At 38.1% G+C, this 17,328-nt stretch carries 13 protein-coding genes; 7 read left to right on the plus strand and 6 right to left on the minus strand.

Annotated elements, in window-relative coordinates:
- The 4 genes from E0W68_RS05540 to tsaD all read right to left on the minus strand — a co-directional run bounded on the left by E0W68_RS05540 (position 1) and on the right by tsaD (position 3,732).
- Positions 1–1,092, minus strand: coding sequence for an AI-2E family transporter (locus E0W68_RS05540; RefSeq protein WP_135218420.1), 1,092 nt, complete (start codon positions 1,090–1,092; stop codon positions 1–3).
- Positions 1,093–1,229: 137 nt separating this feature from the next.
- Positions 1,230–1,868: a DUF4159 domain-containing protein gene (locus tag E0W68_RS05545; protein WP_135218421.1), complete on the minus strand. Its 639-nt coding sequence runs from the start codon at positions 1,866–1,868 to the stop codon at positions 1,230–1,232.
- A 131-nt stretch (positions 1,869–1,999) separates the two neighbouring features.
- On the minus strand, positions 2,000–2,707 hold the full coding sequence (locus E0W68_RS05550; RefSeq protein WP_135218422.1) for a 16S rRNA (uracil(1498)-N(3))-methyltransferase: 708 nt from the start codon (positions 2,705–2,707) through the stop codon (positions 2,000–2,002).
- Between the two features lie 2 nt (positions 2,708–2,709).
- Positions 2,710–3,732 carry a tRNA (adenosine(37)-N6)-threonylcarbamoyltransferase complex transferase subunit TsaD gene (gene tsaD / locus E0W68_RS05555; RefSeq protein WP_135218423.1) on the minus strand — a complete coding sequence of 341 codons (1,023 nt, stop codon included), beginning with the start codon at positions 3,730–3,732 and terminating at the stop codon, positions 2,710–2,712.
- 60 nt (positions 3,733–3,792) lie between these two features.
- Here tsaD and E0W68_RS05560 point away from each other — a divergent pair, with 60 nt between their 5' ends.
- From E0W68_RS05560 to E0W68_RS05580, 5 genes are all read left to right on the plus strand, one after another.
- Entirely contained in the window at positions 3,793–8,343 is a 4,551-nt protein-coding gene (locus E0W68_RS05560; RefSeq protein WP_225990290.1) for a translocation/assembly module TamB domain-containing protein, read from the plus strand.
- A gap of 206 nt (positions 8,344–8,549) precedes the next feature.
- The gene (pfkA, locus tag E0W68_RS05565) at positions 8,550–9,536 is read left to right on the plus strand and encodes a 6-phosphofructokinase (protein ID WP_135218424.1); all 987 of its coding nucleotides are present in this window, start codon (positions 8,550–8,552) and stop codon (positions 9,534–9,536) included.
- Positions 9,537–9,565: 29 nt separating this feature from the next.
- Positions 9,566–10,567 (plus strand): type I glyceraldehyde-3-phosphate dehydrogenase, encoded by a 1,002-nt coding sequence (gene gap / locus E0W68_RS05570; RefSeq protein ID WP_135218425.1) that lies wholly within the window; start codon positions 9,566–9,568, stop codon positions 10,565–10,567.
- Positions 10,568–10,717: 150 nt separating this feature from the next.
- Entirely contained in the window at positions 10,718–11,566 is an 849-nt protein-coding gene (locus E0W68_RS05575; RefSeq protein ID WP_135218426.1) for an N-acetylglucosamine kinase, read from the plus strand.
- Between the two features lie 8 nt (positions 11,567–11,574).
- Positions 11,575–11,949 carry a methylglyoxal synthase gene (locus E0W68_RS05580; RefSeq protein WP_135218519.1) on the plus strand — a complete coding sequence of 125 codons (375 nt, stop codon included), beginning with the start codon at positions 11,575–11,577 and terminating at the stop codon, positions 11,947–11,949.
- Here E0W68_RS05580 and E0W68_RS05585 read toward each other — a convergent pair.
- Both E0W68_RS05585 and E0W68_RS05590 read right to left on the minus strand, forming a co-directional pair.
- Positions 11,930–12,310 carry a RidA family protein gene (locus E0W68_RS05585; RefSeq protein WP_135218427.1) on the minus strand — a complete coding sequence of 127 codons (381 nt, stop codon included), beginning with the start codon at positions 12,308–12,310 and terminating at the stop codon, positions 11,930–11,932. The two genes, E0W68_RS05580 and E0W68_RS05585, sit on opposite strands and share 20 nt — an antisense overlap.
- 20 nt (positions 12,311–12,330) lie before the next feature.
- Positions 12,331–15,084 carry a putative LPS assembly protein LptD gene (locus E0W68_RS05590; protein WP_135218428.1) on the minus strand — a complete coding sequence of 918 codons (2,754 nt, stop codon included), beginning with the start codon at positions 15,082–15,084 and terminating at the stop codon, positions 12,331–12,333.
- Positions 15,085–15,158: 74 nt separating this feature from the next.
- Here E0W68_RS05590 and E0W68_RS05595 point away from each other — a divergent pair, with 74 nt between their 5' ends.
- Together E0W68_RS05595 and E0W68_RS05600 are read left to right on the plus strand one after the other, a co-directional pair.
- Positions 15,159–16,295: an N-acetylmuramoyl-L-alanine amidase family protein gene (locus E0W68_RS05595; RefSeq protein ID WP_135218429.1), complete on the plus strand. Its 1,137-nt coding sequence runs from the start codon at positions 15,159–15,161 to the stop codon at positions 16,293–16,295.
- A gap of 70 nt (positions 16,296–16,365) precedes the next feature.
- The gene (locus E0W68_RS05600; RefSeq protein WP_135218430.1) at positions 16,366–17,304 is read left to right on the plus strand and encodes an MlaD family protein; all 939 of its coding nucleotides are present in this window, start codon (positions 16,366–16,368) and stop codon (positions 17,302–17,304) included.
- Positions 17,305–17,328 lie beyond the last annotated feature (24 nt).

Consider the following 17,328-nt stretch of genomic DNA (forward strand, 5'->3'; position numbering starts at 1 on the left):
CTATAAATCTTTTGTTAGCATACGTACTATAGTGTTTTGCGGAAAGAACTCTTTGGCAACTACCTTAATAGCTGTATATAGCGGTACGGCTATAATCATTCCTAAAATACCAAATACGAACCCACTGGCAAGTATTACTAAAAATATCTCTAAGGGGTGCGATTTTACACTGTTTGAGAATATAAGGGGTGTACTCACATTATTGTCTATAATTTGTGCAATACTGTAACCAATAACCACATATAGGGTGGTAGAGAGCATTTCGCCCTGCGTTTCAGGTCCCATAAGCCCCAGCATAGTAAGTACTATAACCAGTACCGTTGCAATAAGTGGTCCTATATAGGGTATAATATTAAGCAATGCTGTAAGAAAGGCTATAATTACAGCATTTTGTACTCCGAATATTAATAGTACAATAAGATAGAGTATAAACAGAACGGTTATTTGTAATATTAAACCGATAAAGTACCGGCTTAGTAAATTATCTATTTTTCGCAGAGAGTTGAGTATTTTTTCTTCATGGGCATCCGAAATCAGTTTTCTAAATCCGGTATCCATAGCTTTTTGATCTTTCAGGAAAAAGAATGTGATAAATAATACTGAACCTAAACCAATACCAAAACCGCTAAGGATATTTAACAGCGAATTGATAAAATCCGGTATAAAATTAAAGTTGAGCTTAGAGGTAAGGTCGGCTTCTTTAACTAATTGTTCGGTATTTATATCATAGTCAGAAAAATAACCGTTTACTTGGGCTATTAAGTCCGTAACATCCTGTTCCAGCTTTGCAGTATCCAAAAGTGAGAGGTTCTCACCTTGCGTAATGATAAGCGGAACAAAAAGCATGATAAAACCAGCCATAAGGCATATAAAAAGAAACAGGGTGGTTACCACTGCCACAACATGAGGAAACTTTAATTTGGTTTTCAAAAACCTGATAACGGGACTTGCTATCATGCTGACTATTAAAGCTATAAAAAGGTAAATGAGTACCGATTGTATTTTATAAAGGAACATTACAAGTATAAATACCGCAACAATAACTGCCAGTGCTCTTAATATTCCGTTGGCTATAACTTTAGATGTAATCATAGTAGGATGTTTTGTGTTTCGAATGTATGAAAAATATTGCTAACGAACTTAGCATTAGTAAAGATTATGATGGATTACCAATAATGCCATATAGTGCGACAGCAACAATATTTACTGTAATTAAGCAACTATTGTTATTAATATTTGAAAGCGTAGTTAACAATATTAGCTCCCATTTTTAGTGCTTTTTCGCGTACCTCACGCGGGTCGTTGTGCACCTCTTGATCTTCCCAGCCATCGCCAAGGTCGCTTTCAGATGTATATAGCAATACCAGCCTGCCTTCAATAAAAATACCCCAAGCCTGTGGCGCTTTGTTATCATGCTCATGTATTTTGGGCATACCCTGCGGGAATGCATACGGACCTTTAAAAATTTCGTGACTTGCAGGTACTTGTACCAACTCTTTATCAGGGAAAACTTTTTGTATCTCTTTACGGATGTATTTGTCCATACCGTAATTATCATCAATATGCAAAAAACCGCCCGAAGTAAGATAATTACGCAGGTTGGTAACATCGTTGGCACTAAACACCACATTACCGTGCCCTGTCATGTGTACAAATGGGTAGGAGAACAAATCCGGACTGCCAACTTCTACTGTTGCTGTTTTGGTATTTAGTTTAGTGTTAATGTTCTGGTTGCAAAACTTAGCAAGGTTGGGTAATGAGGTAGGGTTACCATACCAGTCGCCACCACCCGAGTATTTAAGTACTGCTATTTCCTGTGCCATAAGCAGGGCAGGAGTAAGCAGGAGTATGTATAGGAGTTTTTTCATTTGGAGTATCAGATTGTGAATGTAAAGATATAGAAAATATTGTTTGTGTCAGGATCGCTTCGTGCCTCGCGATGACATACTGTTACTCCTTCTACATCATTGCGAGGAGGAACGACGTGGCAATCTAAACACTATTTCTCATTCACAAAAGCTACGCTATGCGCTGCTACAATCGCAGCGGTTTCGGTACGCAGGCGGGTATTGCCCAGCGAAACGGGTATATACTTTTGCTGTAAAGCAAGTTCTATTTCTTTGTTAGAGAAATCGCCTTCAGGACCTATTAGTACGGTTGTTTTTTGCAAGGGTTGTAACTCGTTTTTAAGGAGTTTTTTGTCGGTTTCCTCGCAGTGGGCTATAAATAATGCTCCCTCATGCTCTTGGTTTACAAAATCTTTAAACGAGGTAGGTGCATTCAGTTTTGGCAGGTGGTATTGTAATGATTGCTTCATGGCACTTTGCAATATTTTTTCAAAACGCTCAGCTTTAAATATGGTGCGTTCGCTGTGTTCGCAAATAAGCGGAGTAATTTCGCTGATGCCAATTTCGGTAGCCTTTTCTAAAAACCACTCATAGCGGTCATTCATTTTGGTAGGGGCTACGGCAAGGTGCAGGTAATAGGGCAGCGGTTCAGATTTTGCTTCGGCAGTAATACTTACCAAACATTTTTTATCGGCTGCAAAGGTTATTTCAGCAGTAAAAACACTACCCTTACCGTTGGTAAGTTGTATCGTATCACCTTCCTTTTTGCGGAGTACTTTTACTATATGTCGGCTTTCCTCTCTGTCAAAAGTAAAAGTAGTATCGTTGCTGTTTATATCAGGGTTGTAAAATAATTGCATAGTTATAGTGGTATTCGGGCTTTTGATACTACGGAAGCATCGTTAAAAAGTTGCTGACGGTATTTATGGTAGCCTACTATGCCTATCATTGCAGCATTATCAGTAGTGTATTCAAATTTTGGTATAAAGCATTTCCAACCGTATTTCTTCCGGGCTTCCATGAGCGTATTGCGGATACCGCTGTTTGCCGATACACCACCGCCTATAGCTATTTGTTTTATGCCCGTTTCTTTTACGGCAAGTTTCAACTTATCCATCAGTATATTGATGATGGTGTGCTGTATAGAGGCACAAATATCGTTGAGGTTCTCCTGTATAAAATCAGGATTTTCGGCTACGTTTTTTTGTACAAAATACAGTATTTGTGTTTTCAGCCCGCTAAAGCTAAAATCCAGTCCCGGTACTTTTGGCTTGGTAAACGGGAACGCTTTTGGATTACCCTGTTGCGCATATTTATCAATAAGCGGACCACCGGGGTAGGGCAGCCCCAGTATTTTTGCGCTTTTATCAAAGGCTTCGCCTACGGCATCATCAGTAGTTTCGCCAATAACTTCCATGTCAAAATAATCGTTCACTTTTACAATTTGCGTGTGCCCGCCACTTATGGTCATTCCCAAGAACGGGAATGTTGGTTTTTCAAAACCTTCTTCATCTATAAAGTGTGCCAGTATATGTGCCTGCATATGGTTTACGGCTATTAGGGGAACACCTAATGCCAAAGCCATTGACTTGGCAAAAGAACTGCCTACCAAGAGCGATCCCATAAGCCCCGGACCTTGTGTAAAAGCTATAGCATTAAGCTGTGAGCGGTCTATATTGGCTTTTTTGAGTGCAACATCTATCACGGGTACAATATTTTGCTGATGGGCACGCGAGGCAAGCTCCGGCACTACACCGCCATACTCTTCATGTATAGCTTGTCTTGCCACAACATTACTCAGTACTTTGGCGTTTTCCAGTACGGCAGCAGCGGTATCGTCGCACGAACTTTCGATGGCTAATATATATAAAGGGTTTTCGTTCATATTCAGGCACGGTATTTGGATAGCAAAAAGTAGCTTCGCAAATTTTAGCAAATAACAAAATTGCCTACATTTGTTTCAAAATTGCAGAAGCTGCCATTCGACAAATTTAAAACAATTAGCAGTATCAAAAAATTTAAAAAAATACTTATCCGTACAGTAATAGGAATCCTCCTGTTTTTGTTACTGCTTGCCATAGCACTCTCACTTCCTTTTGTGCAAACTAAAATTGCTCATTATGCTACAAACAGGATTAATGAGGAGTTAGGAACGCATATACAGATTGATAAAGTAGCAATATCTTTTTTTGGAAGTGTAAAGCTTAAAGGAGTATTAATACTGGATCATCATAATGATACGCTAATAGCTGCTGACAGGTTACAAACTAATATTCTTAGCTTTAAACAGCTTACTAAAAACAGCTTTGAGTTTGGTACGCTTCGAGCCGAAGCACTTAACTTCCACATGAAAACATACAAAGGCGAAACATTGAGCAGCCTTGATGTTTTTGTAAAATTGTTTGATAATGGTAAGCCCGGAGATGGTTCTTTTCGATTGAAGGCTGACGAACTTTATGTAAATAACGGAAGGTATCGTTTGACAAATGAAAATAGCGCAACGCCTAAAGTTTTAGATTTTACTAAGCTGAACGGTGAACTGAGTGATTTTTATATCAAAGGGCCGGAAATTACAGCAGGAATTGAAGCACTATCATTACAGGACCACAGGGGGTTATTTGTTGAAAATCTTGAAGGTGACTTCACCTATACGAAATCGAATATTATTCTGGATAAACTTACTTTAAAAACGGCTGAATCATCATTGGAGGGTGATGTAAAGTTGAGTTACTCCGGCAATGACATGAAAGATTTTGTAAACAAAGTTAATTTTGATTTTAATATAGCTAAGGCAACTATAGCCTCTAATGAGATTAATTATTTTTATGACGAGTTTAGCGAAGACCAAAAATTCTACCTTTCTACAAGCCTGAAAGGACCTCTTAATGATTTTGTTTTAAACAACCTGAAACTGTTTGATGATGGGCAAAACGAAATAATAGGTAAAATAAACTTTAAAAACCTACTTAATAAGGAAGCAGGTTTTTATATGAATGGTAATTTTGACCGTATTACATCAACCTACGGCAGTTTAACCTATATAATGCCGAGAGTACTGGGCGAAAGCCTCCCCCAACAGTTAGATAAACTGGGTACGGTAAACCTTTCCGGGCATGTTATTCTTACTAATCAAGACCTTGATACCAACTTATATGTTATATCTGAAATAGGCGAAGTAGATACTAATTTATCGATTAAAAACTTTAATAATCCTAATATTGCCGCTTACGATGGAGTTATTGATTTAAGAGGATTTAATATAGGCGTTTTAACAGGCAGCTCGGCAATTGGCAGTGCTACGGCGCACCTTGTTGCAAATGGAGTAGGCTTTAACAAAGAGTCGCTTAATACTACCTTGAAAGGGGATATAAAAAGGCTGTGGCTCAATGAATATAATTATACCAATATTGATGTTGACGGCACAATGAAATGGCCTTATTTTAAAGGTGTTATAAATAGTAACGACCCTAATTTATTACTTTCTTTTGACGGTTTGGTCGATATGAGTAATAATACCAATAAGGTTGATTTTCATGCCCAAGTAGATTATGCCGATCTTGTAGCGCTACATATAATTAAAAACGACTCGCTATCTATTTTTAAAGGCGACCTGATGCTTACAGCTACGGGCAAAACGATTAATGACGTGGCAGGTACATTACAAATGTCTCGACTATCGTACCAAAACAGTCGTGACAGCTATTATTTTGAAGACTTTTTTATAGAATCGTCATTTGATGAAGATAATGTGAGAACAATTGCATTTAACTCAACTGATATAATAGAAGGACGCGTTTTGGGTAAATTTGATATTAACGAACTGCCCAAACTGGTAGAAAACGCTATGGGGAGCCTTTATACTAACTATTCACCCCATAAACTAAAAAGCGGGCAGTTTATCAACTTTAATTTTGTTATATACAATAAAATTGTAGATATAGTATTGCCCGACGTAGCAGTGGGGCAAAATACAGTTGTAAGAGGGAGAATTAATGCAGATAAGGGCGATTTTGTACTGAATTTTGATTCCCCGAATATAACTGTAAAAGATAATGAGTTTAGCAACATAGCTGTAGATATAAACAATAAAAATCCATTATATAATACCTACATAAGTATTGATAGCCTACGGACTAAAGGATATAAAATATCTGACTTTAACCTTATTAATGTAACTCAGAATGATACATTATTTTTACGTTCCGAATTTAAAGGAGGCAGTAAAGATGAAGATTATTTTAAACTGAACCTGTATCATACTATTGATAAAGAAAACAAATCCGTAGTAGGATTTAAAAAATCAGAAATAAATTTTAAAGATTACTTATGGTACATCAATGAAGGAGAATCGAATGATAATAAAGTGGTATTTAATAAAAAGCTTACCGATTTTACCATTGATAAAATAAGCATGTCACACAAAGACCAAAAGGTAGAACTCGTTGGTGTAATACGCGACTCTACCTATAAGGATTTAAAATTATCGTTTAATGATGTGGCACTCGACAAAATAACACCTTCTCTTGACAGTCTGGAATTTGGAGGCAGGATTAATGGCGATATAACCCTCAAACAACAACGTGATGAATATCAGCCGCAATCGATGCTTACCATAAGCAACCTGAGGATGAATGATTATGAATTGGGCGACCTTGACTTACAGATATATGGAGACCGCAGGCTGAAGCGTTTCAACCTTAGCTCTACCATATTTAAAAACGATGAAGAAAGGTTATACACATCCGGTACTATAGATATAGTTGATAACCAGACACAGTTATCACTCGATGCCGATTTTAGTGAATTTGATATCAGTTTTCTCGAGGTGTTCCTCAAGTCCGTTTTTCCCGATATCAGAGGTACAGCTACGGGGCGTGCCGCCATTGTAGGGAATATAAAAAAACCGGAGATAGATGCTATTTTTTACCTTCGTAATGCGGGGTTAAAGGTAGGCTACCTCAACACGGATTATAATTTTGAAGAAAATTCAATAATTGACCTTACCGAAAATGCTTTAGTATTCAGAAGACCTAAGCTTACTGATACTGAGCACGGAACTTCAGGATATCTTGAAGGTAAAGTAACACACGATATGTTTAAAAACTGGGCTCTTGACCTCAATATACAATCAGATAATCTTTTGGTTCTCAATACACCGGATTCTGATGATGCCCTTTTTTACGGTACGGCTTTTATAAAAGGCAATGCCAGCATAAGTGGTCCTACTTCTGCATTGCTCATAAAGGCAAATGCAGAGTCCGAGCCCGGAACAGATATAAAAATACCCATAAACAATACCGGAGCGGCAGGTAGTACACCATATATCCATTTTCTCAGTCCTAAAGAGAAAGAGGAAAATGGAACCGATGTAAGATTAGTAAATACAAGTAATTATAAAGGACTGGAAATGCAGTTCGATTTAGACATAGATGATGATGCTAAAATCGAGATAATTATAGATAAAAATACAGGGCATGGTCTTACAGCCATAGGTAACGGTAATATGCTGTTAGAAATCAATACACTTGGTAAGTTTAATATGTGGGGCGACTTTTCATTAACCGAAGGGGTATATAATTTTAAATACGGAGGAATTATTAATAAGAAACTTAAAGCAAAGCAAGGAGGTTATATTAACTGGGATGGCGATCCTACTGACGCAAACCTAAATCTGGAGGCTGTATATGAACTTCAGGCTAACCCCTCGGTACTGTTAGATAATGCATCCTATAGCGGTAATATCCCGGTAGAGGTGGTTATACAGCTTAATGGTAGCCTTATGCAGCCTGAGCATGAGTTCCAAATTAATTTCCCCCGTGCCAATTCAGTACTCAAATCAGACTTGGAATACCGCCTCAGTGATGCCGATACACGCCAAAACCAGGCACTTTCACTCTTATACCAACGCTCGTTTTTAAGTCCTACCAGCGCTAATACAATGGCATATGCACCATTCCTGGAAACAGCGAGCGGTCTTGTAAACGGTTTGTTCTCTGATGATGAAAGTAAATTGAACGTAGGTGTAAACTATGTGCAAGGATCGCAAAACCCTTATATGGAAACCAGTTCTCAGTTTGGTTTAACCCTATCCTCTCAAATAAATGACAGGATAACTATAAACGGTCAGGTAGGTGTGCCCGTTGGGGGTGTTAATCAGTCGAGCGTGGTGGGCAATGTAGAAGCTCAGTTTCGATTGAATAAAGAAAACTCATTAAAAGCAAGAGCATTCAACAGAGAGAATAATGTTAATTTTTTAGGAGAGGGCATTGGCTATACGCAGGGTGTAGGACTTACTTATGAAGTTGATTTTAACACGTTGGGTGAATTATGGCAAAAAATATCGAATAAGAAACAGGTAAAAGAGGAAAATAACAATGACGGAAATGAAATACCTGATTCTGAACTTTCGCCGGAGTTTCTGGAATTTGCAGAAAGAAGAAATAAGAAAAAAACAAATACCGAAGAAGCACCCGAACCGATACCGGAAACTGATTAATCGATAATTTATAAAGGATTAAATTTCATATATCAAAAAAAAGAGCGGGTTTTTATAAAAACCCGCTCTTTTTTTATGCAAACGGCGAAACGAATAAAAAAACTTATTAACGAAAACGTTTGAAATGTTAGAGAATTATTAATAGATTGTATTTATAAATTAATTTATCATATTAAATTATTAATTTTACAATTAAATATTAAAAAATGTCTGCGAATATCAAAAAAATAGGTGTGCTAACTTCAGGGGGAGATTCCCCCGGAATGAATGCCGCCATCAGAGCCGTAGTGCGTGCCTGTGCTTATCATAATATAGAGTGTGCCGGAATTTACAGAGGCTATCAGGGCATGATAGAAGGCGACTTTAAAGAAATGAATGCCCGAAGCGTTAATAATATAATTAACAAAGGAGGTACAATATTAAAATCGGCTCGCTCTAAAGACTTCATGACGAAGGAAGGCAGAGAAAAAGCTCACGAAAACTTAGTAAGCAATAACATAGATGCTATCGTGGTAATAGGCGGTAACGGCAGCTTTACCGGAGGACTTATTTTTAATGAAGAATATGGCTTTCCTGTAATAGGCATACCCGGCACAATAGATAATGATATATATGGCACCAGCTTTACACTGGGCTATGATACTGCACTTAATACTGTAGTAGAAGTAATAGATAAAATAAGAGATACGGCAAGCTCGCATAACAGGCTGTTTTTTGTAGAGGTTATGGGGCGCGATGCCGGACATATAGCACTCAATGCAGGTATAGGCGCAGGAGCAGAAGAAATACTGATTCCGGAAGAAGATATGGGGCTTGACAGGTTATTAGAATCTTTAAGAAAAAGCAAAGCCTCAGGCAAATCGTCAAGTATAGTAGTTATTGCCGAAGGCGATAAAATAGGTAAAAACGTTTTTGAACTTAAAGACTACGTAGAAGAAAATATGCCCGAGTATGATGTGCGTGTATCAATATTGGGGCACATGCAACGTGGCGGAACACCGTCATGTTTTGACAGGGTGCTGGCAAGCAGGCTTGGTGTTAAAGCTGTAGAAACATTACTCGAAGGAAAATCGAACTATATGGTAGGGCTGTTAAAAGACGAAATAGTACTCACACCTTTAGAAAATGCCGTAAAAGGAAAATCACAAATTGATAAGGAACTTATTAAAGTTTCAGACATCGTATCTATATAAATAACAACAATAAAAACTAAAATCACAAAATGGCAAAAGTAAAATTAGGAATAAACGGCTTCGGAAGAATTGGTCGTATTGTTTTCCGCGAAACTATAAACAGAGATAACGTAGAGGTTGTAGCTATTAATGACCTGCTTGATGTAGATCATTTAGCATACCTTTTAAAATATGATTCAGTACACGGCAGGTTTGCAGGCGAAGTTGAAGTAAAAGAAGGCAAACTTTATGTAAACGGTAACCATATCAGGGTAACAGCAGAAAGAGACCCTGCATTACTTAAATGGAATGAAGTAGGTGTAGATGTAGTTGCCGAATGTACAGGTATATTTACAACACTTGAAACAGCACAACTTCATATAAATGGCGGTGCTAAAAAAGTAGTAATATCTGCACCATCTGCAGATGCGCCAATGTTTGTAATGGGTGTAAACCACGACAAAGCCACTGCAAATGATACAATAGTATCTAACGCTTCATGTACTACCAACTGTCTTGCTCCGCTTGCTAAAGTAATTAATGACCACTTTGGTATCGAAGAAGGATTAATGACCACTATTCACGCTACAACAGCTACACAACTTACTGTTGACGGACCCTCTAAAAAAGACTTCCGCGGCGGAAGGGCAGCATTATTAAACATTATCCCTGCAAGTACAGGTGCTGCAAAAGCAGTAGGTAAAGTAATACCGGAACTTAACGGAAAACTTACAGGTATGTCTATGCGTGTGCCTACAGCCGACGTATCTGTAGTTGACCTTACTGTTAAAGTAAAGAAAGAAACTTCGTATGAAGAGATAATGAGTGTGTTGAAAAGAGAATCGGAAACCAACCTGAAAGGTATTCTTGGTTTTACCGAAGATGACGTAGTATCTCAGGATTTCGTATCAGATTCAAGAACAAGTATAATAGATGCCAAAGCAGGTATCGGGCTTAACTCAACATTCTTTAAGTTGGTATCTTGGTATGATAACGAGTATGGCTATTCAAGCAAACTTATAGACCTTTCGGTGCATATCGCATCACTGTAATAAATTATACTATATCCCGTCTTTTTTCATACAGAAAAGGCGGGATTTTTATTTTTTATATACTACTTTACTTAACCCAAAATTAACCCCAATAAATACTAATCTTAATATACCGAACAAAACTTAACTAAAAACTAACTCTATTTAATTATGAAATTATTAGTTGACAGTGGTGCTACAAAGGCTGACTGGATTGCGCTGGACGAAAACGGCGACAGGCTTTTTACTACCCAAACACTGGGTTTGAGCCCCGAAGTTATAGACAGAGAAGAGGCTTTGGAACGCCTTGAAGCACGCTTTGATATCTATAATAACCGTAACGAAGTATCCAGCTTGTTTTTTTACGGAGCCGGATGTGGTACAGACCGCATGAAAAATTTTATGAAAGATGTTTTTGAAGAATTTTTCCCAAATGCAGAAGTTTCGGTAAAAGAAGATACCTATGCGGCAGCCTATGCCACTAACCCTACTAACGAAAAAGCAATAATATGCATACTGGGTACAGGCTCTAACTGTAGTTATTTTGACGGTGAAGAACTGCACCAAAAAGTACAGTCGTTAGGCTATATTGCTATGGACGATTGTAGCGGTAACCGTTTTGGCAGAGATCTTATCAGAGCCTATTACTTTAATAAAATGCCACAGGAACTTGCCGCTAAGTTTGAAAAAGAGTACAACCTTGACCCGGATGTGATAAAGCATAACCTTTATAAAGAGCCAAACCCAAATGCCTATTTAGCTACTTTTGCTAAGTTTTTAATACAGCATAAAGATAATGCCTTTATAAAAGGGCTTATTACAGATGCTATGCAGGTATTTGTAGATAACTACATCACACAGTATGATAATGCGCACGAAGTACCGGTACACTTTGTAGGTTCAATAGCATTTTACCTGAAAGCCGAGCTTGCCGAAGTATTAAGTAAAAATAATCTGAAAATAGGTAATGTATTGCGACGCCCTATAGACGGATTGATTGAATATCACGAGTTAAACTAATGCCGGATATGGAAATTGCCATTATAGCCCATGACGGTATGAAAGCCGAAATGGTACAGTTTTTAAACAAAAACAGGGATATTCTTGCTAAAGAGAATATCCGGCTTGTTGCAACGGGTACTACGGGAGGAAAAGCCGAAAAAGCAGGTTTTACGGTTACTAAAATGCTTTCGGGACCGCTGGGTGGCGATGCGCAAATTGCAGCCCGCGTTGCCGAAGGGAAAACCAATATGGTGTTCTTTTTTAAAGACCCTTTGGCAAACCATCCGCATGAGGCAGATATTAATATGCTGATACGAGTATGCGATGTGCACAATGTACCTTTGGCAACCAACTCTGCTACCGCAGAATTATTGCTTCAGGCTATAGCGCAGCAATCATAGAAATTTCGACATTTACATTTTTTGGCAAACATGCCACTTGAACCGTTTCTCTTGCAGGAGCGGTTTCTTCGTTAAAATAAGCGCCATATACACCGTTTATCTTTGCAAAATCGTTCATGTCGCTTATAAAGATGGTGGTTTTTATAACATTGTCAAAACCCATTCCGGCAGCTTCCAATACCGCTTTCATGTTTTCCATAACCTGTTTGGTTTCGGTTTCAATATCACTTGTAATCAGTTCGCCCGTTTCAGGATGCAATGCAATTTGTCCTGACGTATATAACATATTGCCTGTAAGTACAGCTTGATTATAAGGTCCTATAGGAGCAGGAGCTTTATCAGTAAAAATAATTTTTTTCATGTCTTTGTTAATATGCTAAGTTAGTTTCCTAATACTCTGTCCGGTACTTGGCGCTTATCATACTTAATATCGCTAAGTACAGATGATTTAATCCCTATAAAAAAGCCCCAATAGGTATTATCGCCAAACGGAACCCAGTTAAAATCCATGCGCCAGCTAAGCAAGTCCCGCTCAAAGCGTAACTGGGTAAAAGTAACCCCTTTTTGCACAAAGTCATAACCTGACGAAAAGCCCATTTTCCAGCGGGGGGTTAAATCCACATTACCCGATACCATTATAGAGTTACCCGTTATTTCGCTTTGCCTGTTATTGTTAGAATAGGTTAGGGAGTAAGCAAGGCGTAAATCCCAAGGCAGCTTGGCATTAAAAAATGTACCACCCGATTTATCGCTTTTCTCAGTATCCTCGTCTTCCTCATCAAACATACTTTTACGCCTGTCACTCAGGTCGGTAGCAGTACCAAACAGGTCGTCTTCACGCCCGCCGTTTCGTGCCGTTTGGTCGTCGCTTTTACCTCCGCCTGATTCACCGTCTTTACTTGAAAAAGAATAATTTACCGTTACATTGGCACTGGTCATCCTAAAAAGGCTTCCGCCATTGTCTATATTATACGTATCTATTCTTTGTCCGGCATTATCAATAGCATATGGGTCTAAAGTAGTACCAAAGTTAATATTCATTTTTTGTTTAAACAGGTTAGTACCTGCTGTAACCCTTAGTGGCGACCATGCCAGTGAATCGGCAGCCATATTATAGCTGGTAGAAAAATTAAGGTTGTTAAGCAACATTATTTTTTTAGCTTCTTCATCAGGATCTTCATCATTTCTTACTTTGGCTTCAAAAGTATTATTTACAGATAAGCCTATACTGTTAGATAAATTTTTGCCCGGAGCACCAAATAACCCGCCTTCAAACCTTGTATAATCCCTATAGGCAGTTCCTGTTTCATCTATTTCATACCGGTCATAATACTGGTCAAAACTTGGTGTGTAGGTGTAGGATACCGATGGGCGAATTACATGGCGTATAGCCTGTATTTTTTTACTTTCTCCAAAATTAAAAGTACCATATATTGTAGTACCTATGCTCGAAGAAAAATTGTAAGTGCGGTACGATTCAAAACCTTTCAGGTCGCGTGTTTCCTCTTCATTGGTATTAGGGTTGTAAAAACGTTCAATAGTGTTCATTACCCAGGTTTCCTGAAAATTACTTCCGGCAGAAACGCTGAAATGTTTAAAAATTTTAAAGTTGGTGCTTAGGGGTATAGTATGCTGTAAACCTGACTTTGCATCGCGAAACATTTGGGGTTTAAAGAAAAGCGAATCGGTAGTGGCAATCCTGTTTTCTCCGCGCAGGTTATATTGCAGGTTAACATTTTTTATAATTCCTTTTTTCGGAGCATCGTCAGCAGCAAACGGAAATATCCTGTCAACACTGGCTTGCAGGGTAGGCAATGTCATATTTATCGTTTCGGTATTCGTGTTTTGGCTGTGCGTAGCACTTAGCGAAACATTAACCTGCGGTACAGTTTGGAATGTTTTGGAATAGGAAACGGATGACTGTAATGTATTATTAAGGCTTGCGCCAATATTGCTGAGGTTTTGTGACTGGCGGTAGTACTGACTTGAACCTAAGTTTACGCTAGCCGAAAATCGGGAATTGGGGTTGGCTTTTGCATCCTGATTGTGCGACCATTGTATATTATATTGCCTGGAGCGTACATAATCGGGGAAACCTCTTTCGCTTTGCACATTGTTTTCAAACCGAATATTAATATTGCCACGAAACTTGTATCGTTTGGCATAGGCGGACTGAAACCTGAGCCCGTAGCTCCCGTTGGTATAATAATCGCCCAGCACCGCAAGATCATAATAATCGCTAAGGGCTAAATAATACCCTCCGTTTTGTAAAAAGTAACCCTGATTGTTGTTTTCGCCAAAAGTAGGTACTATAAACCCTGATTCAGCTTCATCCGTCATCGGGAAAAAGGCAAAAGGCAGTGCCAGTGGCGTGGGCACATCGGCAATAACCATATTGGTAAAGCCTATCACTACTTTTTTGCCCGGTACGAGTTTTATTTTATTCGTATAAAAATAATATTCGGGGTCGTCTATGTTTTTAGAAGTAGTAAAACGTGCGCCTTTTATGTAGTAAACCGAATCGTTTTCTTTTTTTGTTATTTCACCTTTTACCCTAAATTCTCCTTGGTCGGAACGCGAGTTCCATATACGGGCTTTTTTGCTTACGGTATTAAAATGTATCGAGTCAGCCTCCACAACGTTATTTCCTTGTTTAAAATAAGGCATCTGAGAGTAGTTGCCCAAAGAGTCTTTTATACGCCCTGCAAAAACCTCATTAGTTTCATAGTTCATTTTAATTATACCGGCTTTTAGTTCTATATCTTTATAGTACAATTCTGCCTTGTTGTATAATGTGAGCATTTTGGTTTCCTGGTCAAGCTCTTCATAATCTTCGGCCACACGCTTTACTATGGCATCAAGACCTGATTTATTTTTAACAGTATCTGCGGCTATTATTTTAGTTTCGGTAGCTACTGTTTCCGCTTCCTGTAGCTCGGCAGCAATGACTTTGGGTATTGTATCGTTCTCTTTTTCAGCCGGTACAGTTATTGATTTCCCCGTTATTTCCTGAGCCGATATTCTTGAGCTTCCTATTGTTAGGAAAATTGCTGATAAAACGATATGAAATAAGTTTGTACGCAACGGTTTTAATACTATTTTTGTAAAAATGTGGCTTATTTTTTGGAGTGTCAAACTTACAATATTTTTGCCAAATTAAATCACATATTACATTTTAACACTTAGAGGAAATAATAACAGATATTGCAATGACAGTGAACCCGAATTTAAAACTTACTTTCTTAATTTTTATTACATTTTGCAGTGCATGTTTGGGTCAGGGCAACTCAAAATTCAGGGTAGTGCTTGATGCCGGACACGGAGGAAAGGATTTTGGAGCTAATTACCATGGGTTTGTAGAGAAGAACATAGTGCTGAATGTATCTAATAAAGTAGGGAAAATACTGGAAAAAGAACAGGATATAGAAGTAGTATATACTCGAAAAACAGATGTTTTTATAGAGCTTAATGAACGTGCCAATATTGCTAATAATGCAAACGCAAGCGTATTTGTATCAATTCACTGTAACGGTGCTGCAAATCAGTCGGCTTACGGTACGGAAACTTTTGTAATGGGACTTACCCGTAACGCCTCTAACCTTGAAGTTGCCAAGAAGGAAAATGCTGTGGTTACTATGGAGGAAGATTATAAAATAAAGTATAAGGATTATGACCCTAATAAGCCGGAATCGCTTATTGGGCTACAAATGATGCAGGAAGAGTATTTAGACCAAAGTATAGACATTGCAAGTAAAGTGCAAGACGCTTTTACTTATGAATTGAAAAGGAAAAGCAGAGGTGTAAAGCAAGCAGGCTTTTTGGTGCTTAGAAATATATACATGCCCAGAATATTAATAGAATTGGGCTTTATATCGCACAGACCCGAAGGGCAGTTTCTTAACTCAGAAGCAGGTCAGGATAAACTGGCAAAAGCCATAGCCGAAGCGATATTAAATTATAAGAAAGAATTTCACATCCCTATAATTCAAAAAACAGCCCAGCCCGCCCCTGTAAAAGAGCATAAACCCGAAACAGAGGTTATAACCGTAGTGCCTGTTAAAGAAGAAGTTAAAGAAAGTGTTGCCGAAGGCGTTATATTTAAAGTACAGATATCGGCAAGCGCCAGAAACCTGGATACCGTACCCTCTAATTTTAACGGGCTTACATCCATATCTAAAGATAGCAGCACATCTTTAATAAAATATTTTTATGGAGAAACCCGAAGTTATGAAGAGGCTAATGAATTGAAACAACAAGCCAGAGATAAGGGATTTGAGTCTGCTTTTGTGGTTGCTTTTCGTAACGGGAAAAAAATCCCTGTTCAAGAAGCACTCAAGAAACATTAAAAAGCTTTAAAGTAATATTCACACTATAATAATTTTATTGTCCTACATTTGTTAAATAAATAATTAGATTTTGAAAGTAACAAGAGAAGCTAAAACAGCAATATTAGTAATAGGAGCCATTTTGGTATTTATTTGGGGGTACAGTTTTCTAAAAGGAAGAGATCTTTTCAATTCCTACAGGACTTTGTATGTTATATATGAAAATGTTGAAGGATTATCGCCATCAGCCCCAATAACATACAGTGGCTTGGTAATAGGTAAGGTAAGCTCTATCAAGCCGGAAAAAGAAGGACGTTTGATGGTTGAGTTAAAAATAAGTAATAACGATGTATTTATTTCCAAAACAAGCCATGCCGTTTTAAATAAGCCCGATTTAGTTGGAGGTAAACAAATAGCCATAGAGTCTGATTTTAAAAATAACACTCCTGCAGAAAATGGCGATTATCTTATAGGTACCGAAGAGTCGAGCATGCTCTCTACAGTTGGTCAACAGTTGAAACCTTTACAGAACAAAGTGGAAACTACAGTAGTATCGGCAGATAGTTTAATGACTAAACTTAATAATGTTCTTGATAAAGAAACACAGGCAAACCTGCGTAATTCTATTGCAGATTTAAGTAAGACTATGAAAGAATTTAGTCAAACCACTAAATCAATTAATACAATGTTGGCAGACAATAAGACCAACATAAACGGTACGGTTGAAAACATGAATAAAGCCAGTGCCAACCTTGTCCAGATAACCGACTCGTTAAACGCTGCTAACCTTGCGGAAACAGTACGCAAGCTGGAAAACACAATGGCAAATGTAGATAATATACTGAGCGATTTAGAGTCAGGCAAAGGCACAATGGGCAAACTACTGAAAGATGAAGCCATGTATAACAACCTTACCGATGCCTCAAAAGAGCTTAAAGAACTTTTGGCAGACTTTAAGAACAATCCCAAGCGTTATGTACATTTCTCTGTTTTCGGTAAGAAAGGTACGCCATATGTAGAAAAGGAATAATAACTTTGCGGGTAGCACAACCTG

Source organism: Flavobacterium salilacus subsp. salilacus, from assembly GCF_004634195.1.
Taxonomy (GTDB): domain Bacteria; phylum Bacteroidota; class Bacteroidia; order Flavobacteriales; family Flavobacteriaceae; genus Flavobacterium; species Flavobacterium salilacus.